The 23,510-nt window shown below is 65.8% G+C and carries 27 protein-coding genes; 11 read left to right on the top strand and 16 right to left on the bottom strand.

All coding sequences use genetic code 11. The features are described from left to right. Positions 1-28 precede the first annotated feature (28 nt). Complete coding sequence (locus FHS47_RS06065) at positions 29-553, top strand: 3-hydroxyanthranilate 3,4-dioxygenase (RefSeq protein WP_167024370.1); 525 nt, start codon at positions 29-31, stop codon at positions 551-553. 9 nt (positions 554-562) lie between these two features. Here the strand turns inward: FHS47_RS06065 and FHS47_RS06060 are convergent, their stop codons facing one another. Then, positions 563-1,111, bottom strand: a complete 549-nt coding sequence (locus FHS47_RS06060) for an NUDIX hydrolase (protein ID WP_167024367.1) — start codon at positions 1,109-1,111, stop codon at positions 563-565. 148 nt (positions 1,112-1,259) lie between these two features. On the opposite strand from FHS47_RS06060, the gene FHS47_RS06055 reads away from it, so the two are divergent. From FHS47_RS06055 to FHS47_RS06045, 3 genes are all read left to right on the top strand, one after another. Further along, positions 1,260-2,225 carry a transporter gene (locus tag FHS47_RS06055; protein ID WP_167024364.1) on the top strand — a complete coding sequence of 322 codons (966 nt, stop codon included), beginning with the start codon at positions 1,260-1,262 and terminating at the stop codon, positions 2,223-2,225. Between the two features lie 213 nt (positions 2,226-2,438). Further along, entirely contained in the window at positions 2,439-3,929 is a 1,491-nt protein-coding gene (locus tag FHS47_RS06050; RefSeq protein ID WP_167024361.1) for an amino acid permease, read from the top strand. Between the two features lie 89 nt (positions 3,930-4,018). Next, positions 4,019-5,458 carry an amino acid permease gene (locus FHS47_RS06045; RefSeq protein WP_167024358.1) on the top strand — a complete coding sequence of 480 codons (1,440 nt, stop codon included), beginning with the start codon at positions 4,019-4,021 and terminating at the stop codon, positions 5,456-5,458. Between the two features lie 300 nt (positions 5,459-5,758). On the opposite strand, the gene FHS47_RS06040 is transcribed toward FHS47_RS06045, so the two are convergent. Next, positions 5,759-6,091, bottom strand: coding sequence for a high-potential iron-sulfur protein (locus tag FHS47_RS06040; RefSeq protein ID WP_167024355.1), 333 nt, complete (start codon positions 6,089-6,091; stop codon positions 5,759-5,761). 130 nt (positions 6,092-6,221) lie between these two features. Here FHS47_RS06040 and FHS47_RS06035 point away from each other — a divergent pair, with 130 nt between their 5' ends. Genes FHS47_RS06035 through FHS47_RS06020 form a run of 4 tightly spaced genes read left to right on the top strand, consistent with a single transcriptional unit; the run spans position 6,222 to position 9,210 of the window. Further along, a complete protein-coding gene (locus FHS47_RS06035) occupies positions 6,222-6,866 on the top strand; it encodes a methylthioribulose 1-phosphate dehydratase (RefSeq protein ID WP_167024319.1) in 645 nt (214 codons plus the stop codon). Further along, positions 6,863-7,432 (top strand): acireductone dioxygenase, encoded by a 570-nt coding sequence (locus tag FHS47_RS06030; RefSeq protein ID WP_167024316.1) that lies wholly within the window; start codon positions 6,863-6,865, stop codon positions 7,430-7,432. Before FHS47_RS06035 ends, FHS47_RS06030 begins: the two co-directional genes overlap by 4 nt. A 52-nt stretch (positions 7,433-7,484) precedes the next feature. Further along, on the top strand, positions 7,485-8,168 hold the full coding sequence (mtnC, locus tag FHS47_RS06025) for an acireductone synthase (protein WP_167024313.1): 684 nt from the start codon (positions 7,485-7,487) through the stop codon (positions 8,166-8,168). Further along, positions 8,152-9,210 (top strand): C13 family peptidase, encoded by a 1,059-nt coding sequence (locus tag FHS47_RS06020; RefSeq protein WP_167024310.1) that lies wholly within the window; start codon positions 8,152-8,154, stop codon positions 9,208-9,210. Before mtnC ends, FHS47_RS06020 begins: the two co-directional genes overlap by 17 nt. Positions 9,211-10,386: 1,176 nt before the next feature. On the opposite strand, the gene FHS47_RS06015 is transcribed toward FHS47_RS06020, so the two are convergent. Genes FHS47_RS06015 through FHS47_RS06005 form a run of 3 tightly spaced genes read right to left on the bottom strand, consistent with a single transcriptional unit; the run spans position 10,387 to position 13,361 of the window. Continuing rightward, positions 10,387-11,190, bottom strand: a complete 804-nt coding sequence (locus FHS47_RS06015) for an amidohydrolase (protein ID WP_167024307.1) — start codon at positions 11,188-11,190, stop codon at positions 10,387-10,389. Then, complete coding sequence (locus FHS47_RS06010; protein WP_167024305.1) at positions 11,178-12,323, bottom strand: pyridoxal phosphate-dependent aminotransferase; 1,146 nt, start codon at positions 12,321-12,323, stop codon at positions 11,178-11,180. Before FHS47_RS06010 ends, FHS47_RS06015 begins: the two co-directional genes overlap by 13 nt. Before the next feature lie 9 nt (positions 12,324-12,332). After that, positions 12,333-13,361: a LysR substrate-binding domain-containing protein gene (locus FHS47_RS06005; RefSeq protein ID WP_167024302.1), complete on the bottom strand. Its 1,029-nt coding sequence runs from the start codon at positions 13,359-13,361 to the stop codon at positions 12,333-12,335. Positions 13,362-13,485: 124 nt separating this feature from the next. Between FHS47_RS06005 and FHS47_RS06000 the strand changes: the two genes are divergently transcribed. Then, positions 13,486-14,070 (top strand): NAD(P)H-dependent oxidoreductase, encoded by a 585-nt coding sequence (locus FHS47_RS06000; protein ID WP_167024299.1) that lies wholly within the window; start codon positions 13,486-13,488, stop codon positions 14,068-14,070. 43 nt (positions 14,071-14,113) lie between these two features. Here the strand turns inward: FHS47_RS06000 and FHS47_RS05995 are convergent, their stop codons facing one another. The 7 genes from FHS47_RS05995 to FHS47_RS05965 form a co-directional block, all read right to left on the bottom strand. After that, positions 14,114-14,263, bottom strand: coding sequence for a hypothetical protein (locus FHS47_RS05995; protein WP_167024296.1), 150 nt, complete (start codon positions 14,261-14,263; stop codon positions 14,114-14,116). Positions 14,264-14,281: 18 nt separating this feature from the next. Next, a complete protein-coding gene (locus FHS47_RS05990; RefSeq protein ID WP_167024293.1) occupies positions 14,282-14,440 on the bottom strand; it encodes a hypothetical protein in 159 nt (52 codons plus the stop codon). 47 nt (positions 14,441-14,487) lie between these two features. Next, positions 14,488-15,480 carry a ribonuclease H-like domain-containing protein gene (locus FHS47_RS05985; protein WP_167024290.1) on the bottom strand — a complete coding sequence of 331 codons (993 nt, stop codon included), beginning with the start codon at positions 15,478-15,480 and terminating at the stop codon, positions 14,488-14,490. Next, the gene (locus FHS47_RS05980) at positions 15,477-17,897 is read right to left on the bottom strand and encodes a DEAD/DEAH box helicase (protein ID WP_167024287.1); all 2,421 of its coding nucleotides are present in this window, start codon (positions 17,895-17,897) and stop codon (positions 15,477-15,479) included. Before FHS47_RS05980 ends, FHS47_RS05985 begins: the two co-directional genes overlap by 4 nt. A 91-nt stretch (positions 17,898-17,988) precedes the next feature. Next, positions 17,989-18,234, bottom strand: a complete 246-nt coding sequence (locus FHS47_RS05975; RefSeq protein WP_167024285.1) for a hypothetical protein — start codon at positions 18,232-18,234, stop codon at positions 17,989-17,991. A gap of 102 nt (positions 18,235-18,336) precedes the next feature. Then, positions 18,337-18,576, bottom strand: coding sequence for a hypothetical protein (locus FHS47_RS05970; protein ID WP_167024282.1), 240 nt, complete (start codon positions 18,574-18,576; stop codon positions 18,337-18,339). 70 nt (positions 18,577-18,646) lie between these two features. Beyond that, the gene (locus tag FHS47_RS05965; RefSeq protein ID WP_167024279.1) at positions 18,647-19,051 is read right to left on the bottom strand and encodes a hypothetical protein; all 405 of its coding nucleotides are present in this window, start codon (positions 19,049-19,051) and stop codon (positions 18,647-18,649) included. A gap of 118 nt (positions 19,052-19,169) precedes the next feature. On the opposite strand from FHS47_RS05965, the gene FHS47_RS05960 reads away from it, so the two are divergent. After that, positions 19,170-19,568 (top strand): hypothetical protein, encoded by a 399-nt coding sequence (locus FHS47_RS05960; RefSeq protein WP_167024276.1) that lies wholly within the window; start codon positions 19,170-19,172, stop codon positions 19,566-19,568. Here FHS47_RS05960 and FHS47_RS05955 read toward each other — a convergent pair. The 3 genes from FHS47_RS05955 to FHS47_RS05945 form a co-directional block, all read right to left on the bottom strand. Then, positions 19,565-19,792 carry a hypothetical protein gene (locus FHS47_RS05955; RefSeq protein ID WP_167024273.1) on the bottom strand — a complete coding sequence of 76 codons (228 nt, stop codon included), beginning with the start codon at positions 19,790-19,792 and terminating at the stop codon, positions 19,565-19,567. The genes FHS47_RS05960 and FHS47_RS05955 overlap by 4 nt on opposite strands. Before the next feature lie 104 nt (positions 19,793-19,896). Then, entirely contained in the window at positions 19,897-20,235 is a 339-nt protein-coding gene (locus FHS47_RS05950) for a hypothetical protein (protein ID WP_167024270.1), read from the bottom strand. A 55-nt stretch (positions 20,236-20,290) separates the two neighbouring features. After that, positions 20,291-21,013 carry a murein L,D-transpeptidase catalytic domain family protein gene (locus tag FHS47_RS05945; protein WP_167024268.1) on the bottom strand — a complete coding sequence of 241 codons (723 nt, stop codon included), beginning with the start codon at positions 21,011-21,013 and terminating at the stop codon, positions 20,291-20,293. Between the two features lie 135 nt (positions 21,014-21,148). On the opposite strand from FHS47_RS05945, the gene FHS47_RS05940 reads away from it, so the two are divergent. After that, positions 21,149-22,879 carry a L,D-transpeptidase family protein gene (locus tag FHS47_RS05940; RefSeq protein WP_167024266.1) on the top strand — a complete coding sequence of 577 codons (1,731 nt, stop codon included), beginning with the start codon at positions 21,149-21,151 and terminating at the stop codon, positions 22,877-22,879. Between the two features lie 10 nt (positions 22,880-22,889). Here the strand turns inward: FHS47_RS05940 and FHS47_RS05935 are convergent, their stop codons facing one another. Next, positions 22,890-23,387, bottom strand: coding sequence for a YetF domain-containing protein (locus FHS47_RS05935; protein WP_167024263.1), 498 nt, complete (start codon positions 23,385-23,387; stop codon positions 22,890-22,892). Positions 23,388-23,510: the final 123 nt, after the last annotated feature.

The raw sequence follows: 23,510 nt of genomic DNA, 5'->3' as shown, positions 1-23,510 counted from the left end.
TTCGCGAACGTCCCAAGCAATCCATGCCATGAGCCTGCTGCCACCCATCGACCTTGAACGCTGGATCGACGAGAACCGCGCCCTGCTCAAGCCACCCGTCGGCAATAAATGCATTGTCGACGGCGACCTCATCGTCATGATCGTCGGCGGCCCGAATTCTCGCACCGACTACCATTACGACGAGGGGCCGGAGTTCTTCTACCAGCTCGAAGGCGAGATGGTGCTGAAAGTGCAGGACGATGGCCAGGCCCGCGACATCCCGATCAAGGCCGGGCAGATGTTCTACCTGCCTCCCCGGGTGCCGCACTCGCCGCAACGCATGCCCGATTCGATCGGGCTGGTGATCGAAAGGCGCCGCATGGCGGGCGAGAAAGACGGCCTGATGTGGTTCTGCGAAGCGTGCAACCACAAGCTGTACGAGCAGTACTTCACGCTGGGCAGCATCGAAACCGACTTTCCGCCGGTTTTCGACAGGTTCTATCGGTCGGTGGAGGCTCGCACCTGTGGCAACTGCGGCGCGATCCACCCGGCGCCGGCCAGGTACGCGGACTGAACCAGCCCGTCAGCGGCGGCCGGACAGCCATTTCGACGCCATGCGGCGGAGCGACGGATCCAGGGACGGATCGCGCGCGATCTCCGGCACCGGGCGCCACGCCAGTTCCAGCGATTCTTCATTCGCCATGAAACCTTCGCCACCGCAAGCGACCACGGCATAGCGCACGTCGTAATGCCAATGCTCCAGCTCGGCTCCGCGGGCCGGAATGACGTGGCGGTCCACGTCGAAGATGCCCGGAAGGACCGCCAGCCCCATCAAGCCCGTTTCTTCCCCGGCCTCGCGCAACGCGACGCCCGGAAGATCCGCGTCCCCGTCCGCATGCCCACCGGGCTGCAGCCAACGGCCCAGTTTCCGGTGGTGCATCAGTAACGCACGTTCGCCGTCCGCGCTTACCAGCCACGCCGAAGCGGTGAAATGGCCACGCAGTGTTTCGCGGTGGAAGGGCCGCGCCTCGTTGCGCCCCCAGGCGATGAAGTGGTGTACCGCGGCTTCGTCCGGCCAGCGGGCCGCGTAGTCGTCCAGTGCGTCGAGCAAATGCTGTCGTGCGGCGTCCATGAGGGGAAGGCTTCGAAAGAGCCGGCATTTTCGCACGTCTTTTTCGGATTAGTCCGATGTCGCCGCCGGTAGAGGCTTGCCTACGATGTCAACGGGCGCACGACGCGCTCCGTCCGCAGCGTCCGCTGTGCAATGCAAGGAGTCGCGTATGTCGCAGAAATTGAAGTCCGCCGCCGCGTTCGCGCTGGCGTGCTCCGGCCCCGCTGCCGTCTGGGGTGCAGCCCTTCCCGGCGAAGCCAATTTCACCGGCCCCCTCGTCACCCCCGCCGTCAATGCGTTGCCGGCCGGCATGGTGAACATCCAGCCCTACCTCATTCATACCAATACGCGCGGCAGCTACGACAACCGTGGCGGCCGCCACGAAAGCAAACCCACCGTCCGGCAGTGGCAGATTGCGCTGCCAATCACCTATGCCCTCACCGACACGGCGTCCGCGCAGGTCATCCTCAATGCGGCTCGTACCTCGGGCAACGGGCAACACACCGACGGTATGCGCGTGGGCGACACCACGGTTCGCTTCCAACAGCGCCTCCGTGGGCCGGCCGCCGACGGCACAGGCCTGGTGCTGGGGCTGGCCCTGGCCCAACGTCTGCCCACCGGGCGCTACCACCGCCTCGACACCAACCCGCTGAACGGTACGGGCAATGGCGCCATGCGCACCACGTTCGCGTTCGGCGCCCAGGAACTCTTCTGGCTCGACGGCGGCCAGGCCATCCGTTGGCGCGGCCAGCTGGCGTGGAGCCCGTCTCCCGGTCGCATCCGGGTGCGCGACAGCAGCGTGTACGGTACCGATGCAGGTTTTCGCGGCCACGCACGGCTGGGTCAGGCATGGAACGCCTCCGTGGCAGCCGAATACGCGCTGGACGCCCGCTGGGTGCTCGTGGGCGAAGCCATCTGGAACCGTGCCAGCGCCGTGAGCGTCGCCGGCACGGCTGCAGGCGGCTCGCGCATGGCGTACAGGCTGGCTCCCAGCCAGGAATTCAGTCTCGCGCCCGCCGTCGAATACAACTTCACGCCGAACACGGGACTCATCGCGGGCGTGCAGTTCACCGTCGGCGGCCGCAACACGGCCGATTATGTGGCGCCCCAGGTGGCGCTCAACATGGTTTTCTAAAACACCGCGACACGATATGCACAACCGCCGCAAGTCATGGTCGACACCTCGCTCGCCGCATGCAATGCCTTGGCAGGCCTCGCATTGCAGCTTGTACGGCCGAGCCCCCCTGGGCTATGGTGCCGTGCCAGCGCTTCCGGGCAGAGGCGCGTCCACCGCGGCACGCGGCGGTTCCAATAATAAAAGGCTACATTCCGGCAGTAGGGGAGACACATGCTGAAACACCTGTTCGCGACGCATCCCATTGAGGCCGCGCCGCACGTCGACGCTGGCGAACACATCGAAACCGGTGCGCACGCAAGCGGCGAGCTCAAGCGAGTCCTCACGGCCAAGCACCTGATTCTCCTCGGCGTCGGCGCCGTCATCGGTGCAGGTATCTTCGTCATCACCGGGCAGGCCGCCGCGCTGCATGCGGGCCCCGCGCTGGTCATCAGTTTCCTCATCGCGGGCTTCGCCTGCGCCCTGGCCGGCCTCTGCTACGCCGAGTTCGCCGCCATGCTTCCGGTTTCCGGCAGCGCCTACTCTTATTCCTATGCCACCCTCGGCGAGTACGTCGCCTGGTTCGTCGGCTGGAACCTCGTCCTCGAATACCTCTTCGCCGCGGCCACCGTCGCCGCCGGCTGGTCCGGCTATTTCAACGAACTGCTCGGCATGGTCGGCCAGATGGCCGGCACGAACCTCGCCCTGCCGGTGTCTCTGTCGTCCGCACCCTTCCAGTTCGTCGACGGCCACATCCAGGCCACCGGCACGTTGATCAACCTGCCGGCGGTGGCCATCATCGCCGCCCTTTCCGGGCTCTGCTACGTCGGCATCACGCAATCGGCGTTCGTCAACTCGATCATCGTGGCCATCAAGGTCACCGTGATCCTGCTGTTCCTCGCCTTCGCCATCCAGGTCATCAACCCGTCCAACTGGCATCCGTTCATTCCGGAAGCGGAAGGTCCGGGCACGTTCGGCTGGGGCGGCATCTTCCGCGCGGCCACCATCGTCTTCTTCTCCTACGTCGGCTTCGACGCGGTGTCGACCGCGGCGGGCGAAGCGAAGAATCCGCAGCGCGACATGCCCATCGGCATCCTCGGCTCGCTCGCCATCTGCACCGTGCTGTACATCGCCGTGGCCCTCGTGCTTACCGGCATCGCGCCGTTCCGCATGCTCAACACGCCGGAGCCGGTGGCCACCGCGCTAGGCCTGTATCCGCACCTGTCCTGGCTGAAGGCCATCGTGGTGCTCGGCGCCATCACCGGCCTGTCCTCGGTCATCCTGGTGATGCTCATGGGCCTTCCGCGCATCTTCTTCTCGATGGCGAAAGACGGCCTGCTGCCGCAGACCATGGCCAAGGTGCACCCGAAGTTCCGCACTCCGTACATCGGCACCATCATCGTGGGCGTGGCCGCCGCCGCCATGGCCGGCCTGTTCCCGGTCAGCGTGCTCGGCGAACTGGTGTCGATGGGCACCCTGCTCGCCTTCGCCACCGTCTGCGTGGGCGTGCTCATCCTCCGCTACACCCGTCCGGACCTGAAGCGCAGCTTCCGCGTGCCGTTCGTCTGGCCGATCTGCGTCACCGGCGCCCTCGCCTGCGTGTATCTGTTCTGGCAGGCGTTCGAAGAGCACTGGCGCCTGATGGTCGGCTGGATCGTCATCGGCCAGGCCATCTACTTCGGCTACGGCTACGCGCACAGCAAGCTGCGCAAGTCCCTGGGCTGAGCCTCAGCCCACAGACGAAAAGGCCGGCGGGCGTCCGCCGGCCTTTGCATTTGCACTATCCTCCATCGAACACGACATCCAGGCTGTCCATGCTCCAGCAGTTACTTGCCAAGAAAGCACCCCAGGCGGAACCCGACGACGCACACGGCCCGGCCCTGCGACGCACTCTCGGACCATGGGGACTCACGGCGCTGGGTATCGGCGCGGTCATCGGCGGCGGCATCTTCGTCATCACCGGCGTGGCCGCGGCCGAGCACGCCGGGCCGGCCATCATCCTTTCCTTCATCCTCGCGGCCATCTGCAGCACGTTCACGGCGCTGTGCTACGCCGAGTTCGCGTCGATGATCCCCGTGTCCGGCAGCGCCTATTCCTACGCTTACGCCACCCTCGGCGAAGGCGCGGCGTGGTTCATCGGCTGGAACCTCATCCTCGAATACGGTGTCTCGGCCTCCGCGGTGGCGGTGAGCTGGACGGGCTACTTCGTCAGCCTGCTCGACCATGTCGGCATCCACATTCCTCCGGCGCTCACCAACGCGCCCGTGGACTGGGTGGACGGCCACATGGTGCTCACGGGCGCGCTGTTCAATCTTCCGGCGGTGGGCATCACCCTGGCGCTCACCTGGGTCTGCTACGTGGGCATCAAGGAGTCCACCGGCATCAACATGGCCATGGTGCTGCTGAAGACCGCGCTCATCATCCTGGTGATCGTCGTCGGCGCCAGCCACATCGACACCGCCAACTGGCACCCCTTCATTCCCGCCAACGAGGGCGGCGACAAATACGGCTGGAGCGGCATCCTGCGCGGCGCGTCGATGGTGTTCTTCGCCTATATCGGTTTCGAGGCCACGTCCACCGCGGCCCAGGAGTCGAAGAACCCGCAGCGCGACATGCCCATCGGCACGCTCGCCTCGCTCGCCATCTGCACCGTGCTCTACATCGCCATGGCGGCGGTACTCACCGGCCTGGTTCCCTTCACCGAACTCGGCACGTCCGAACCGGTGGTCACGGCGATCCGCCAGCATCCGGAACTGGGCTGGCTGCGCGGCGTGGTGGAGGTGGGTGCGCTCATCGGGCTTTCGTCCGTGGTGCTGGTGATGATCATCGCCCAGCCGCGCATCTTCATGATCATGGGGCGCGATGGCCTGATGCCGAAAGTGTTCACCACCATCCACCCGAAGTACCGCACCCCGCACATCAACACCGTCATCACCGGCCTGGGCATCGCCTTGCTCGCCGCCGTGTTCCCGCTGAACGTGCTCGGCGATCTCACGTCCATGGGCACGCTGGTCGCGTTCTGCGCCGTGTGCGCCGGCGTCATGATCCTGCGCAAGACGGCGCCGGACCTCCCGCGCACGTTCCGCGTGCCCTGGGCTCCGGTCACGTGCGTGCTGGGCATCCTCAGCTGCATCGGGCTTCTGTGGTCGATGGGTGTGCGCAACTGGGTGTTGATGGGTGTCTGGACCGCCCTGGGCGTCATCGTCTACATCGCCTACGGCTACCGCCACAGCCGGCTGAAGCGACAGGCCTGATCCGCTGCGGATTTCCGGCGAAAAGCTCGACACGGTCGCAGATCAATATTGCAAGCTATTGAATAACATTGCTTTACCTGGTTAACGGCATCGCCATTTAACTGCCATTGGCCGGTCGCCCGTGGAGGGGAGTATGATCCCCAGTCCGAGGGTAAATCACTTGGCAGTGGGCCCCGGATTGCCGCCCTGCGCGTCAGGCGGGTCAGCTCCTCGGCCTGGCGCGCTAGGGCTGCATTTTGAGTTCGGACACGCAAAGGCCAGCCTCACGGCTGGCCTTTTGTCTGTGCGGTCCGGGCTGCCTCAGATCATGGCGGCGTGGGAAACGCACCAGCCCTTCGCGGCCACAGCCTTGCCGGGGAACAGTTGGCATGGCCCCCAGGCCGCGCCGGCCTTGCCCTGGTAGAAATTGCAGTTGAAGCACGCGTCGCCGGGGGCCTTCTTTCCCTGGGCCTTGCTGGCGTCTTCGGTGTACTTCAGCGCCTGGGCGGTGGGGTCGGACAACGAGACATGAGGCAGGTCCTGGGCCCGTGCGGCCCTGGGAAGCGTGCCCAACACGCCGGCGGCGGCCACACCACCCGCGGCGAGCTTGAGAAAACGGCGGCGCCCCTCATCGTTTTGATCGTGTATCGACATGCGTTGGCTTCCATCGGTGGCAATGCCTTGATCGTACCCCTATCGCCGAAAGGCGAGTGGTTCGCATTCCCGGAAAGCCGCCTGTGGCCCGCATGCTATAGTTGGAGCCTGTTTGGACGTCCAAATCACCATGTCGAAGACTCCCCCGCCCGTCGCGTCCGCCCTGCTCGCCGAGCGCGCCGACGCCATCGCCGAAGCCGCGCGCGAGCTGGCCGCCTTCGGTTGGACGCCCGCCACCAGCAGTAATTTTTCGATGCGGATCGACGACGATCTTGCCGCGATCACCATTTCCGGCCGCGACAAGGGCCGGCTTGGGCGCGACGACATCATGGTGGTCGACATGGCGGGCAAGGCCGTCGGCTCCGACCATCGCCCCTCGGCTGAAACCGGTTTGCACACCCAGGTGTACCGCCGCTTTCCTGAAGCCAACGTGGTGCTGCACACCCATTCGCGCACGCAGAGCGTGGCCTCCCGGTTGTTCGCGTCCGAAGGACGCGTACGGCTGGAGGGCTGGGAGTTGCAAAAGGCCATCGCCGGCTACACCACGCACGAGAGCGTGCTCGACATCCCCGTTTTCCCCAACACCCAGCAGATGCCCGAGCTGGAAGCCCGGGTAGATGCCTGGATCGACTCGGGCAAGCCGCTTTACGCTTACCTGATCGACGGCCACGGTATCTACACCTGGGGCCGCGACATGGCCGAAACGCGCCGTCACCTCGAGGCGCTGGAATTCCTGCTGGGCTGCGAACTCGACCTTAGGAGGCTGGCCCCATGAGCCGTCTGCGCATCTACGAAGACAACCGCCACGACGCCCCCCTCGCGGTCTATGAGGACCACGCCGCCATCGCCGCCGAACTGCAGGCGGTGGGCGTCCGTTTCGAGCAGTGGCAGGCGAACCAGCCGATCGCCCCCGGTGCCAGCCAGGAAGAAGTCATCGCCGCCTATCGCTCCGATATCGACCGGCTGATGCGCGAGAACGGCTACCAGGCCGTGGACGTCATCAGCCTCAAGCCCGATCACCCCGATCGCGCCGCGTTCCGCCAGAAGTTCCTGAACGAGCACACGCACAGCGAGGACGAGGTCCGTTTCTTCGTTGCCGGTGCCGGCCAGTTCACGCTGCACATCGGTGGCAAGGTCTACGAGGTGCTGTGCGAACGCGGCGACCTCATCGGCGTGCCTGACGGCACGCCGCACTGGTTCGACATGAGCGAATCGCCCTACTTCGTCGCCATCCGCCTGTTCACCAACGTGGAAGGCTGGGTGGCCAATTTCACGGGCGAAGACATTGCCGAGCGCTTCCCGCGCATGAGCCCGCACGCTTCGGCGTCCACGGTTTCGTAAGCCGGCCCCGTCGTTTATCCTGCGGGGCTACCCGTTCCGCAGGCTTTGACGCATGTCCGATATTCGCGCCATCCTCACCGACATCGAGGGCACCACCAGCTCGATCGACTTCGTGAAGGACGTGCTCTTCCCTTATGCGCGCCAGCACCTGCCCGCGTTCGTGGAGACACACACCGACGATCCGGAGGTGCATCACTGGTTGCACGAGGCGGCGAAGGAAGCCGGCATCGTCGAGGCCAGTCGCGGCGAGATCATCGACATGCTGATCCGCTGGATCGACGAGGACCGCAAATCCACCGCGCTCAAGGCCTTGCAAGGCATGATCTGGCGCGAGGGATACGAGTCGGGCGCCTATGTGTCGCACATGTACCCGGAGGTCGCCGGACGCCTCGAGACCTGGCACGACCGCGGCCTGAAGCTTTACGTTTATTCGTCCGGCTCCGTTCCGGCGCAGAAGCTGCTGTTCGGCTATAGCGAGAGTGGCGATCTCACGCCGCTCTTCTCCGGCTATTTCGACACGCAAACCGGTCACAAGCGAGAGGTGGAATCCTATCGGCGGATCGCCGAGGCCATAGGCCTGCCGCCTGGGCAGATCCTCTTCCTGTCGGACATCCGCGAGGAACTCGACGCCGCCCGCGAAGCCGGCATGCGTACCACCCAGCTCATCCGTCCTCCCCAGGTCCTGAGCGACAACGGCCATCCCTCAGTCGCCGATTTCGATGCCATCGCCCTCTGAATCCAGGCGCCGGATCGCGCTGACCGCCGTCGTCGCCTTCGCTGCGGGCGTCGCGCTGACGGCAGGCGTTCTGCATCTCGACATTGGCCCGGCTCCGGCAAGCACGGTGACGGGAACGGCCACCGCCATGCCATCCAATGCACCGGCGCCGGCCACGTCGATGGCCAGCCCCGCAGCCGCTGAGGAAGAAGCCGACGACACGGCCCTTGCCGACAGCTGGCCCGACGATGCGCCCACGCCGGAGCAGATATTCACCGCGCAACCGGATGCGCTCCGTCGAGCGCTTGGCGCGCTTGCGCCGCGTACGCCGGGAAAAACGAACCTGTATGCCATCGCCTTCGGCGGCGACGGTTCCGAAGATGTATTCCGCAACGAGGCCGAGTACGTCGATACGCTGATGACGAAGCGGTTCGGCAGCCCCGGGCACACGATCGTGCTGGAAAACAATCCGGCCACGCTGGCCACCCGTCCGCTGGCAAGCTGGACGAACCTCGAAGCCGCCCTCGACGGCCTCGCCAAGGTGATGGACCCTAACCAGGACATGCTCCTGCTCTACGTGGCCACGCACGGCGGCAGCGACCACTCATTGCTCGTCGACATGGATCCCATCCCGCTCGACCAACTCGATCCCGACGGTCTGGCGGATATCCTCTCCAAGCGGCCGTTTCGTTGGAAAGTGGTGGTGATCAACGCCTGCTATTCCGGCGGATTCGTTCCGAAGATCCGCGGTGCGGGCACGCTCGTGCTGACATCGGCGCGGAAGGATCGCACTTCCTTCGGCTGCGGCGCGGAATCGGACATCACCTATTTCGGTCGCGCCTGGCTCGCCGACGGCCTGAATGACACGCCCGATTTCATCGAGGCTTTCGGCAAGGCACGGACAGAGATTGCGACCTGGGAGAAACGCGACGCCGTCGAGCCCTCGGAGCCGCAGATCGACATCGGCTCAGGGATCCAGGAGAAGCTGGAAGCCTGGCGAAAAGGTGCCGGCATCGGACCGGCGGTACCGTTTCAGGCAGCCAAACTTACCGCTCGTCGCTGAATCGGCCCCAAAAAAAGGTCTTCGCGCATTTCCGGGGGACTGCGGCTTCGCTACTTGGTGCTGTTGGTTTTCGCTTCGTAGGGTGGGCTCGCCTTCGGCCTCGCATCGGCGCCTGTGCCGTTGCCTGGAAACCGGCAGCCGTCGTCGCCCTCGCCGCGAAGACTTGCGTCGTTCCTTGCGAAAGGAGAGCCGCTACGCGGCTAGTGTCTTATGGCTGACGCCGCGGCGGACCCGGGCGTCCGGGCGGGGGTTTCCGACTCGGCCTCCTGCCTCGGCGGAAACGGCGGGCCGTCCTGGCCCGCCCCCTTCGGGCCTTTTCCACCCAGCCGCCCTCGGCTCCAGACATCGCGGCGAGGGCGACGGCTGCCGGCATCGGACGGTGCGGTGGGGTGTTGTGTAGTGCGTGGCGCGGCGTCGTTTGTTCGGTTTGTGGCGACCTTCCACGGTTGAGTCGCTGGGTGCCTGCCTTCGCAGGCACGACGGTTGGGCAGGTACGACGGTTGGGAAGGGTGAGGTACTGGGATTCGCGGGGTTGCTGTAGGAGCCGCCATGGCGGCGAGGAGCCCTGGCCTCGGTTCCCAAGAAAATACAATTGCCCAATGCTCTCTGTGGGAGCCGGCTATGCCGGCGATCCCGCGGCAGCGGGCAAGCTTGCCGCGAGCAACCATCGCCGCTGAAGCGGCTCCCACACAAAGCGAAGCGGCCCCCACCAGAGCGCGATGCGACAGTCTCGCAGCGCCCCACCTACCGTCGTGCCTGCGAAGGCAGGCACCCAGCGCCTCCGTCGGCAAGATGCGGGAGCAACCATCGGCTCCTGCTTCGGCTCTCCGAACACCAACCCGCGCCGTCCGCTGCCAGTACCCGTTCCCCTCGCCGCGATGTCTGGAGTCGAGGGTGGCCGGGCGGAAGAGGCCCGAAGGGGGCCGGCCTGGACGGCCGGCCGTCTTCGCCGAGGCAGGAAGCCGAGTCGAAGACCCCCGCCCGGGCGCCCGGGTCCGCCGCGGCGAAGCCATCAGACATTGAGCCGCGCAGCGGCTCTCCTTTCGCAAGGAACGACGTAAGTCTTCGCGGCGAGGGGAACGGGTACTGGCTCCCAAGAAACGGCACTGGCGCCGATGCGAGGCCGCAAGGCGAGCCCACCCTACGAAGCGAACCCCATACCGACTTCGGATTTCGTCAAACGCTGATATCGAGCGAAAACCGGTCGGCATCCATCCAGGCCGGGAAACGTTCGCGGTGCGCCTTCAGCGGTGCGGGGTCGAGCACGATGGTGACCACCTGCTCCTGCGTGCCGAGTTCGACCAGGGGCTCGCCCACCGGATCGATCACCGCGCTGTCGCCCGCATAGGGCAGATCGTTGCCGTCCACGCCCACGCGGTTCACGCCGATGACGTAAGCCAGGTTCTCGATCGCACGTGCGCGCAGCAACGTGCGCCAGGGCTGACGCCGCGGCGCCGGCCAGTTCGCCACGAACAGCGCGAGGTCGTAATCCATGCCGCCGGCCGAGTCTTCGTTTCGTCCGTTCCGCAGCCAGACCGGGAAGCGGAGGTCGTAGCAGACCTGCGGCAGGATGCGCCAACCTTTCAGTTCCACGACCAGCCGTTCGTTGCCGCCGCCGTAGCGGGTGTGCTCCCCTGCCATGCGAAACAGGTGGCGCTTGTCGTACCAGGCCATTTCGCCGTTCGGCGCGGCCCAGATCAGGCGGTTGTACACGGTGTCGCCGTCGCGGATCACCAGGCTGCCGGTGATCGTCGCATTCACTTCGTCCGCGAGTGCACGCATCCATGCCACGCTCGGGCCGTCCATCGACTCGGCATTCGCCAGCGTGTCGTTGGTGAACCCGGACAGGAAGGTTTCCGGCAGCACGATGAGGTCGCTGGGGGCCGCGCCGCGAACCAGCCGGCCGTAATAGTCGCGATTGCCGGGCGCGTCGTGCCAGCGCGTGGCACCCTGGATCAGGGAAACGGTCAGAGTTTGCACAGGAGCTCCGCAGCGGCTTCCATGGTGGCGTCGTTCTTGGCGAAGCACAGGCGAACCAGCCGCGTGTCCGGCGCGCTTTCGTAGAACGGGCTGAGCGGAATGACGGCCACGCCGCCCTCCCGGACGAGCCACTCGCTGAAATTGATATCGTCGACGTCGCGAACGGCGCTGTAATCCACAAGCTGGAAGTACCCGCCCGGCACGTCCAGCAGCTTCAGGCGCGACGGCGCGATGAGGGCGCGGAAACGGTCTCGCTTGGCCTGGTAGAACGCCGGCAGGTCGAGGTAATGCTGCGGCGAGGATTCGAGGAATTCCGCGAACGCCCACTGCGCAGGATTGAACGTGCAGAAGGTAAGGTATTGGTGCACCTTGCGGAATTCCGCGGTCAGCGCTTTGGGCGCCACGGCGTAACCCACCTTCCAGCCAGTACAGTGGTAGGTCTTGCCGAACGAGGACACCACGATGCTGCGCGCGGCCAGTTCCTCGTGCCGGAGCACGCTCTGGTGTTCCTGTCCGTCGAACACGATGTGTTCGTAGACCTCGTCGGACAGCACCACGATGGGTGTGTTGCGCACGATCGCCGCCAGTTCGTCGAGGTCGGCGCGAGAGAGCACGGCACCGGACGGATTATGCGGAGAATTGATGAGGATCATCCGCGTGCGCGGGGTAATGGCCTCGCGTACGCGCTGCCAGTCGATGGCGAATGCCGGAAGCGTCAGCGGCAGGTGCACCGCCGTGGCGCCCTGCAATTCGATGGCCGGCTCGTAGCTGTCGTAGCACGGATCGAAGACGATCACCTCGTCGCCCGCACGCACGACGGCGGCAATGGCGGAGAACAGGGCCTCGGTAGCTCCGGAGGTTACCGTCACCTCGGTGTCCGGACTGACGCGGTGGCCGTACAGGCGCTCCGTCTTCAGGGCGATCTGCTCGCGCAGCCTGGGGATGCCGACGCCGGGAGCGTACTGGTTCTTGCCCTCGGCCATGGCGCGCGTGATCGCGTCGCGCAGGGCCTCCGGCGGTTCGAAATCGGGGAAGCCCTGGCCCAGGTTCACTGCCTTGTGCTCCAGCGCAAGCTGGCTCATGACGCTGAAGATCGTGGTGCCGACCTTGGGAAGCTTGGTTTCGAGCTGCATCGAACGCCCTTATTCGTTTGGACGGCCAAACGCCGTCGAATGTTCCGATCCTACCATGCGCGCCAGGTGGATCGCCCCGGCCTGCTCGGGGTTCGCCGCGACCTTTTCGCAGTCCTTGTGGAACTCCGCCTGGGCCTTGGGCAACCTCTCGGCAAGGAAGTCGACGAAACTGCGCACGGCGGGCAGCAGGCCGCGCCGGCTCGGATAAACGAAGTGCAGCGTACCCTGGGCGGTGGTGTATTCGGGCAGCACCCATTCGAGGCCGCCGTTCGCGATGAGGGGGCCGCAAAAATCTTCGGGCAGCAAGGCCACGCCGCAACATTGCACGGCGGCGGCAATCAGCACGGAGAAGTCGCCGCTGACCAGGCGCGGCGTGACTTCCACGGCGGCCTTCTTTCCACTCGCATCGACCAGTTCCCATACCTGGGCACCTTCGTGCTCGTACATCGACAGCGCCGGGAGCTTCGCAAGTTCCTCGAGCGTCTTCGGGCGTCCGTTGGAGTCGAGGAACTTCGGGCTCGCCACGAGCAGGCTGCGCGCGAAGCCGATACTGCGAAGCACCAGGGTGGCATCGGTATCGAGCTTCTCGCGCACCCGGATGGCGATGTCGTAGCCCTCGCCAATGAGGTCCACCCTGCGATTCGTGGCGGTAAGGCGCACCTGCACCTTCGGGTGCTCCAGCATGAAGGCGGGCAGCATCGGACCGAGCACGTTCTGCGCCAGCGATATGGGACAGCTCACACGGATGACGCCGCGTGGCTCCGTCCTCAACTCGTCCACCGCGTCCTGCGCCGCCTGGGCTTCCTCCAGCACCGCGCGGCAATGCTGGTAGAACCGCTCGCCGATTTCGGTGACCACGAAGCGCCGGGTCGTCCTTTGCAGCAGGCGCACCCCCAGCCGGTCCTCCAGCTGGGCGATGCGCTTGCTGAGGCGGGATTTCGGGATGCCCAGCGCACGGCCGGCCGCGGAAAACCCGCCGTGTTCGACCACCGAGGCGAAGAAGTACAGATCGTTCAGGTCCTGCAGGGCGCCGTCCATCAGGGGTTCCCGTCGTTTCGTCTGCGAAACAATCAGTCTACTCCAAGCGGGCTAATCAAGGCATTGTCTGCGGCGTATCGTTTTCCCATCCCGCTTCGGCGGTCATCTTCGAGGGAACCACGCCATGAAACTCCTGCATATCGACGCCAGCGCCCTGGGTGCCCACTCCGTGTCGCGCGGCCTGACCGCCGCGGTAGTTGCCGAGTTCGTGCGCAACCACCCGGGCATTGAGGTCACGTACCGCGACCTGCACGCCGCGCCGCTGGCGCCGTGGGCTCTGCCGGCGGGCGACGACGACCCGAATGCCGCCGAAGGCGCCAAGGCGCTTGAGGAGTTCCTGGACGCGGACGTCGTCGTGATTGGCGCCCCGATGTACAACTTCGGTATTTCCAGCACGCTGAAGGCCTGGATCGACCGCATTGCCGTGGCCGGCAAGACGTTCCGCTACACCTCCGCGGGCCCCGAGGGTCTGGCCGGCGGCAAGCGGGTGATCGTTGCCTCTTCGCGCGGCGGCATCTATGCGCCGGGCACGCCTGCCGCGGCCATGGACTTCCAGGAACCGTACCTCCGCGCCTTGTTCGGCTTCCTGGGCGTAACGGACATCGAGTTCGTTCGGGCCGAGGGCTTGGCGATGGGCGACGACCACAAGACCAACGCCATCGGCGGCGCCATGGCCGGTATCGGCGGCCTGCTGCGCAAGGCGGCCTGACGACGGACCTCGCGGGCGGCTTCGGCCGCCCGTACGGGGCGGATTACGGCGAGTTCTGCTTCCCGGGTTTTTCGTTCGGCATGTTCTGGGACTCCTGCGGGTGGCCCTCGCCGGGAACCTTCGGCTTGCCGTGAGAGGGCTTCGGATTGTCTTCCCGGTAGCCCGGAGTCTGCTGTTTGTCGTCGTTCGTCACGAGATTATCTCCGGTCGCTTACGAGCGTTGCTGGCAGGCCGCGTGGCCGCATTCGCAGGCACCGCCCACGTTCTGGCTTTCCGTCGCCATGCGGCAGCTTTCGCTGCAGAAGTCGCGAGACACGGGAACCTGGCAATTGCAGCCCGCGTGGTCGCACGGTTTCGTCGCTTCGTTCATGCTCTCGCTCCGTACGGTCAGGCTTGGCAGCGTGCGCGGAGGTGCGTCTAATTTTCGTCACAGTCCGGCGAAACGCCCTGAACGCCCCATCCGTGCGCCGCGACCAGCAGACCGCTGAGACTGCGAACGTCCTGCAGGTTGTGCTCCGCCACCCGCACCAGATCGGCAGACGATCCGCCGCGCAAATAAGTGAGCCACGCGCGCGGCGCCTCCGAACCGGGCAAGTCGTCCTCGCGCACGATGCGCAGCAAGCGACGCTCCGCCGTCTGCATCTTGCAGTTCTCCCAAACCTGCCGATAGCGACGCCGCATGGGATGCAGCAGATCGACGTGCGTCAGCCCCAAAAGGGGATTTGCCATGCGAGCCAGCCGATACCGCGTGGCCAGCAGCGGCGCGTCGTACGACTTGCCGTTGTAACTGACCAGCACGGTGTCGCCGTGGATCCACCCGGCGAACGCGCGGAGCATCGCGGACTCTGCGGCCATGGCGGTGATGTAGAGCTGGCGGACGCGTAGCGCCCCCTCGTGCCAGTCCGCCGCTCCAATCATGAAGGCGCGCGTGCCGGTGCCGCCGGCGAGGCCCGTGGTTTCGGTATCGAAGTGCAGGACATGTTCCCGTCGTGCGGTCGTCAGCCTCGCGAACGTGAGATCGAGCTCGGCCGGCGGCTCGTTCCAGGCGAAGCGTTGCTCGATGTAGCGGAGACCGGGCGAGATTTCTTCGCCGGGAACCTCCCGGGTATGCGGGCGAGTCGGCGCGGGCGGTTTGATCAGGCGCTCGCGCACGCCAGCCATGCGGCGAAGTGCGGCCAGATCGCGAGCACCCATCGCCGCTGAAGCGGCTCCCACACAGAGCGCGGTTCCTTCACCCGGCGGTCGAGCCAGCGCGTTCCCCATCCGTGCAAGGCGGCCCGGCAGCGACGCCTGCGTGACGGTTGCTCCGGCTTGCTCGACCTGTGGGAGCCGCTTCAGCGGCGATTCCTGCGGAGCCGTGGACCCGGCCTGCTTGCGGAGCATGGCCAGGCGGGATGCGAGGCTGCTCATGCGGCAACAGCGCCCAGCAGGCGAAGCACGCGCGTCGCGAGTGCGCGCGGTGTGTCCTCCCGGCCCTCGTCGGCCGCGAGCACGGGGCCCACGCAACCGGGACAGCCGGCCTTGCACGCACAGCCCTCCACCGTGGCCAGCGCATGACCGAGCAACTCCCGCGCACGCTGGAACAACGGTTCGCTCAGGCCTACGCCGCCAGGGAAATTGTCGTAGAGATAGACCGTGGGCAGGAAACGCTCCAGCGCATCGGGCAAGGCCAGGCCGCCGTCGGGTGCGCGCAACTGGCCGCGGCCGGTGGCATCCACCTGGGCAGACCACCCTCCGTCGCCAGACCCTACCGCCTTCTGCAGATCGCGCGGCTCGGCCATGACCGCCACCACCGCCGCGGTGTGCAAGGCGTACGCGGCACCGAGGAAACCATCCAGGGCGTGCTGGCGCGAGCGGAACGCCTCGTCCAGCACCGTTTGCGGCAACTGCCACCATACGGCCGTGGTGTGCAGTTCCTGGTCTGGCAGGTTCACCGGCCCATAGCCGATGTTTTCGTGCGTGTAGTAGCGGATTTTCTTATAGCCGGATACCCGCCGCACGACATGCACCTCGCCGTGCCGCGCGCTGCCCTTGCCCGAGTTGCTGCCGTCGAAGCACTCCAGTTCCTTGAGCTTCGTGTAATCGATGGCATCGGTGTAATAGTCCACACGCGTGCGCGTGCAGTACGCCTTGCGTCCCTCCCAGTCGAGTTTCTCGACCTGGTACGGCACCGACTGGATCATGTGGATGGCGCCCTCGTACAAGGTGAGCGCGGCGGCCGAGTAGTCGACTTCGGCAATGATCGTCTGCCTGCCCTCGGTACGGTCCACCACCACGAAGTTGCCGTCGGCCACCGAGCGCAGGCTGACCGCATTTGCCGGATAGCTGTCGGCGATCCATTCCCAGCGGTCGCCCTCGCGATGCAGCACTTCCGCTTCGGCAAGCACCTGGAGAAAATCCCCCGCGTCGTCGGGCCCGAACCGGTCGCCCGCGAGGAATGGCAGCTCGAACGCGGCACAGCGGATGTGGTCGAGGAGAATCAGCGGCTGGTCGGGCTGAATGCGCGCGTGTTCCGGGCTGGCCTCGGTAAGGAAAGCCGGATGCCGCATCAGGTATTGGTCCAGCGGCGCGCTGCTCGCCACCAGCACGCCCAGCGACGGCTGCTGCCGGCGCCCTGCCCGGCCGAATCGCTGCCAGGTGGCTGCAATGGAGCCGGGGTATCCGTTGAGCACCACGGCGTCGAGGCTGCCGATGTCGACGCCCAGTTCAAGCGCGGAGGTGGACACGATGCCATCCACGTCGCCCGCGCGCATGGCGCGTTCCACCTCGCGGCGTTCGGTGGGAAGGTAGCCACCACGATATGCGCGGATGCGGGCCGGTTTCCTCGTGTCGTGGTCGAACACGTCCTTGAGGTATTTCGTCAACACCTCGACCATCAGACGCGACTGCGCGAACACCAGGGTTTTCATCTTCGCCTTGATCGCCACGCGAGCGATAAGGCTGGTCTGTGATCGCGCGGACGCACGCAATCCGAGGTCCGGATTGATGACGGGCGGATTCCAGAGCAGCACATGCTTGTCGCCGCTAGGGGCGCCGCTGCTGCCGATGGTCACCACGTCGTCCTCGATCAGCGCTTCGGCATGCTCCGTGGCGTTGCCGATGGTGGCCGAGCAGAGCACGAACTGGGGACGAACGCCGTAGAAGGCGCAGATGCGCTTCAGCCGGCGCAGCACGTTGGCCAGGTGCGATCCGAACACGCCGCGGTAGGTATGGATCTCATCGATGACCACGTAGCGCAGGTTCTCGAAGAACTGCGCCCACTTCGTGTGGTGCGGCAGGATGGCCTGATGCAGCATGTCCGGATTGCTCACCACCACGTCGCCGTGCAGCCGGATGGCCTGGCGCGCGTCGCCGGGCGTGTCGCCGTCGAACGTGAAAGCCTTTACGCCGAGGTCGCCCGCACGGTTGATGTCGAGCAGCTCGGCCACCTGGTCCTGGGCCAGCGCCTTGGTCGGGAAAAGATAGAGTGCCTTGGCGCCGGCCTCCAGCACCGAGGAGATCACCGGCATGGTGTAGCACAGCGTTTTGCCGGAGGCGGTGGGCGTGGCCACAAGCACGTGCTTCCCGGCACGGGCGGCTTCCCAGGCCTCCTGCTGGTGGCTGTAGAGGCGCTCGATGCCACGGGCGGCCAGCGCCCGGGAAAGTCCGGCCGGCATGTCCTCGGGCATCGGCGCGTAAACGCCCTCGCGCCCGAACACGGTGAAAGCCGAACAGACGCGGTCGCCGTATTTGTCGGTAAGGCGATGCGCCAGGGTCTGGCCGTCGTGCCGGGCCGCGACCACGGGATCGGCTTCGTCGGTGCGAAGGGCCTTGAGGTAAGCGGCCATGGACGTCCCGGGCGGCGGAAGGACGCCCGTTATGCCCGTGCCTCGTCTCAGATGCTGCGACGGCGGCCGGAGTGCCTACGGGCTCCCCGGATCACGTGGCCCCCGCGTCCGCGTCGGCCATGTCGGTATTGGCGACACGCCAGATGCCGGATTCGTCTTCCACCTTGATTTCCACCGAGTGCCCCGGCTGATGGCGGATGGCCGCGATAAGGGTCAGCGCGTGACGCATCGCCTCGTCGCGGGTCGAAAACTGTCCGACGAGGTCGGCATTGCGCCGCAGGGTCCACTGTCCCCGCGACGATGCATTGAAAGGTACGTAGAGGATCGTGCGCTGCAAGAGGTCCGCTCCGTCGGGAAGACCCCTTCGGTCTTCGTCGTGACGAAGCTAGGTGCGTGGTTGTCGCGGGCGTGTCACGGCGAAGTCGCCGGACCGGTCACGTCAATCGCGACAGATGGGGCGTGCATCCTGCAGCCAATCGGCGTGGCGCACGCCCTTCTCCATCGCGGCATCCACCGCGGCTCGCTCGTCGTCGAAGTTTTCCAGGAGGGTGATCATCACGAAGTCCCGCGGTCCGGCGTGGCTAGCGGGCTCGACGATATAGGCGGCCTTCCAGAGCCCGGTCGGGGCTTTCAGGGTGCGCACTTCCACCGAATACTGTCCAACGGTACGCCGATGCACGATACGGCCCCCTGCAATGGCTTCGTGGCGACGGCGAATTCTTGCGCCGTCGCCGATGAAATGACAAGGATCAGGCTTTCGGGGCGGCGGCGGCCGTCAGGCCCGAACCGCTGGCGGGGATGGAAAAGTTCTTCGTTTCGCCCTGCTGCACGCTGGCGTCCACATCCACCCGGTCGGCACTGCATGCTCCGTGCGGCATCATGCCGAGCTTCCGCGCACCGGCGGGCACGTGCAGCACCAGCTGCTGGCCGATCTCCATGTCCGCCACCACCTTGTCATCCACATAGATGGCGCTCGAGCAGCCGGCGCCCCACAGCCCCTGTTCGCGCACGATGTTGAGCGTGGCGTCACCGCCACTGGGATCCTGCAGGCCGAACACCGTGCTGGAAGGGACATCGTGGATACCGACGTGGCGCTCGTTCTGGGTGGCGCACCCGGTCAGCAGCACGAGACCGGCGATGAGTAGATGGCGCATGGGGAGCTCCTTGAGGTCGGGAAAAGCATTCGTTCCGGGATGTCGAAAGCGAGTGAAAAGCGTACGCTATCCGCCGATACGTTACCCCAACCGCCCCGCCGACAGCGCAGACCCGCCCATGACCGCCAAGCCTTCCCGTCCGCCCGCCCTGGTCTTCGACCGAGCACATATGGTCGCGGACACCATTGCCATGGTTCTCGATGGCGAAGGCTATGCCGCGCACGCCGCCGTTACCTATCGCGACGCCAAGCGAGCGTTTCAGGCTTTGCCGGATTTGTCCCTTATGGTGATCCACGCCGACACGCCGGGAGAACGCCGAGGCAGCATGCTGCTGCAAGCAGCGCTACGCGAGCGTCCCACCACGGCCATGGTCGTGGTGTCCAGCCGCATGCCGGAGGACCTGGAGCCCTTCCCGAAGTCGGCTGTATTTCTCGAGAAACCCTTCGACCGGGCGCAACTGCTCGAAGCGATCGACCGGGCCCGTTCCTCGCGGCCGGCAACCCGCAAGGCGGATTAACGTTCCAGGCGGGCCAGGGACTCCCGCGCCATCCGCCAGCCTTCGGACCGGGCCATCTTTTCGGAATCGTAGGAGACGCCGCCGCTGTCGCTGGCGTCGATGATGGTGGTCCCGTCCCGGGCAAACACCCGGTAGTCCCAGGTGTACCTCGGCACGCCGTTCGCACTGCTGTCGCGCATGCACTCCACGTCGATGCGGGAGTCCTCGTCGATGTCGTGGCTCATGACACGCTCCGGTTGCCCATCGGGAAGCCGATGCAAGCAACCGGGCGATCAACGCAATGCGAAAGCGCGGGAAAAAAAGTGTGCGGACCTCCAGCGCCCCGGGATCAGAGGCAGGAAATGGCCTCGTCACGGAAGCGGCTGTCGTACTCGCCGCCCTTGGTCTTCTGGATCTCGTGCATGACGACCAGGGCCCCGGCACCGTTCGCGGTCACGTCCAGGCGCTCGTGCTTGCCGTCGTCGCTCGCCGTCACGCGGCCTTCGTCGTCCTTCGCGTCGCCCTTGGCGTTCTTCGCCAGGGCCTGCCACTTGGGCTCCACGCACTGCACATAGGCCGTCACGCTCTTGCCCGTTTTGCTGCTGAGCTTGGGCAGACTGTCTTTGAGGCCACTGCTGGCGCAACCGGCAAGGAGGGTGCAGGCGGCGAACGCAAGAACGTGTTTCATGCTGGATTCCACGGTGAGGTTCCGGGAATTCTAGCGCGACGGCGCACCGGTGCGATCAGCCGCCCGCGCGCGAGGCGACGTTTGCCTCCGCCTTGGCCAGCTGGCCGTTCTGGCATTTCAGGTAATGGGACGAAGCCAGCCAGCGCTTGTCCGGGTAGTACGAAAACACCATCTGGCCACCCTTCAGGGCATCGATCAGCTTGTGCGCAATGGCCGTGCGCACTGCGGGGCAGCCCCAGCTGCGGCCGATGCGGCCCGCCACCTTCGCCATCGCTTCGTTCACATAGGCCGCGCCATGGATCACGATGGCGCGGGCCATTGCCTTGTCGTTCACCCCGGGCTCCAGGCCTTGCATGCGCAGCGAGTACCCGTTCTTCCCGGTGTAGGTATCCGACGTGCGAAAGAGCCCGAGGCTGGAGGCCAGACTGTTGGGCGCATTCGAAAATTGCGTCGAGTTGGCGTCCCCGCTGTTCTTTCCGTGCGCCACCAGTTCCTGGAAAAGGAGCTTTCGGTTGACGGTATCGAACACCCAAAGCCTTGGTTCCGACGACGGCTTCGAATAGTCGATCACGGCCAGCCGGTCGGCTGGCTGCCCGCCTTGTGTCTGGGCACATTCAGATGCCTTGACCGCCAACCCGATCACCTGCGGATCGGCCGACGGTGCCAGGCGCGCCAGCGCGTCGCCGAGCGAATCGGCGGCATGGGCGGAAAACGGGAGGAAAAACAGGGCGCCGAGTACAGGCGCCGATGCGAGGAGCGTCCGGAGCGGTCGAATCATGCGGCAAGCCGTGTAAGCATCAGCCCACATCCTAACGTGCTGATCATTTATTGACCACAGGACCGTCACATCGGCGCCCTTCAGATGTGTGAAACGAGAATAATCAGGCCCCAGGAAAGAAGGAATCGATAGGCAATGGCTATGGAAATCAGGTCGTGGAGCGTCATCGTCTTTATGGGGATGGCCGCACTGCCCCTCCTGTCGGCCGGCCAGGAACTCCCGCCGGCCGCCTCCGCGGCCTCTCCGCCTCCCATCGTGGCGCAGGAACCGGCGCCTGCGGCAAGTGTCGCGATCGAGCCACCCGCCGACGACGATCCCCTGGCCCAGGCGATCTTCGCCCGCGTGCAGCGGATGACCCCGCTGAACGGCGGTCCGCTGTCGCGCGCCGACGCCGCGCTTGGGAAAGCCATTGCCGACTTCTATGCGCAGCGTCATTACGCAGCGGCGTGGGCGGACGACAACAATGTGCGCCAATTGCTGGCGGGGCTTGCGTCGACGGAAGGCGACGGTCTGCTGCCCGAGGACTACCGTCTGTCCGAATTGCGTACGATGGCCGAGGCCATGAAAGAGCCGGCCGTGACGGCCGCCGCGCGCGCCGAATTCGAGGTCGCAGCCACCAGCGCCTACATCACCGCGCTCGTGCAGCTCGCGCGTGGCAAGGTCGACCCGAACAGACTCGATCCCACCTGGAACTTCGACCCCGCCGCCATCGATCCGCAGCAAGGCATGTCCATGTTGCAGACCTCCGTCGAGGAACGCAGCGTGGACCAGGCCTTCGCCATGGCACGGCCGCAGAATCCGTTGTACGCGCAACTTCGCTCGGCCCTGGCGCAGCTTCGCACCACCGCCGCGAACGGCGGCTGGCCCGGCGTGCCCGCAGGCCCCACCCTGAAGCCCGGCATGAGCGATCCGCGAGTGGTGGCACTGCGTGCCCGGCTCGTTGCCGGCGGCTACCTCGATCCCACCCTCGCCCAGGGCGACCGCTACGACAACCCGCTGAAGGACGCCGTGAGCCGTTTCCAGGCCGACCAATACCTCGAGCCCGACGGCAGCGTGGGCGCCGACACGTTGGCTGCTCTCAACGTACCTATCGAGGCGCGCATCGGGCAAGTGCGCGCCAACCTCGAACGAGCACGCTGGCTGCTGCATTCGTTGCAAGGCACCTTCGTGGTCGTCGACGTCGCCGGCTACAAGATCACCTTCTACCGAGACGGCCAGCCGGTGTGGAAGTCCCGGGTACAGGTGGGCAAGCCTTATCGCAGCACACCCATCTTCCGTTCGCAGATCACCTACGTCACGTTCAACCCGACCTGGACGGTCCCGCCCACGATCCTGAAGAACGACGTGCTGCCGAAGATCCGGAAGAATCCTTCCTACCTGGCGAACAATCGCATCCGCGTGCTCGATCGCAGCGGCAACGCCATCAGCCCGTCGAGTGTGGATTGGTCGCGTCCGGGCGGCATCACCCTGCGACAGGACGCAGGCCCCGGCAATTCGCTCGGCCAGGTGGTCATTCGTTTTCCGAACTCATACTCGGTGTACCTGCACGACACGCCCCACCAGGAACTGTTCGAGAAGGCCAGGCGCGATACCAGTTCCGGCTGCATCCGCGTGGAGCACCCGTTGCAACTGGTGGAACTGCTCTTCAACGACCCACAGAAGTGGAACCGGCAGGCCATCGACGAACGCATTGCCACCAAGAAGACGCAGAACGTCACCCTGCCCACCGCCATCCCCGTGCTCATCGCCTATTGGACGGTGGACATCGGCGAGAACGGCAAGCTGGCCTACAAGCCGGACGTCTACCAACGCGATGGCGCGCTCATCGCCGCGCTGGACAAGCCGCAGCCGCTGCGGGCGCCGTGAATGTGTGCGGTCAGCCTACGGCCGAAGACCGCTCTTCGTCGTTGCGGATAAAGGTGATCTTCCCGTTCGGCTCCAGTCGCGCAATCACCACCGAACCTTCGTGTTCCATGCCTGCCGCGTGCAGTGCCCGGTTGAAGGCGGCTTCCGGCACGGCCTGGCGGCGTAGTTCGTCCATGTCGCGCCTGCCGTTGCGCACGAGGATGGCAGGCAGGCCTTCCACGATCCGGTTGAATCGCGGCGACCGCACGCAGATCCATGCCAGCACCTTGTTCGTAAGCAGGATGCTGGCTACGCCGATGAAGGCGCCCAGGTAGGTGTGGTCGTCACCGATGATGGCGGTGCGCAAGGTGCCACCGGCAAGCACGAGCACCAGCAGGTCGAAGGCGGACATTTCGCCGAAACTTCGCTTTCCGGACATCCGCATGAGTATGAGCAGGCCGAGATAGGTGAGAACGCCGCGCACGGCGAAATGCCACCAGGGCTCCGACAGTTCAAACCATTCGTTCATCGCCATACTCCTAAGCAAACCGTAAGGGCTTCGCCGACGCTTCACGCAGCACGAAAGACGCTGCATGTTGTGGTCGCTTCCGCGCATGCGCGAAGTGAACGCTCCCCCCCGCAACCAGGAGAA

Source organism: Luteibacter sp. SG786, assembly GCF_011759605.1.
Taxonomy (GTDB): Bacteria; Pseudomonadota; Gammaproteobacteria; order Xanthomonadales; family Rhodanobacteraceae; genus Luteibacter.
Note: the sequence above shows the minus strand (reverse complement) of the source record. Positions and strands in the feature narration are given on the sequence as shown.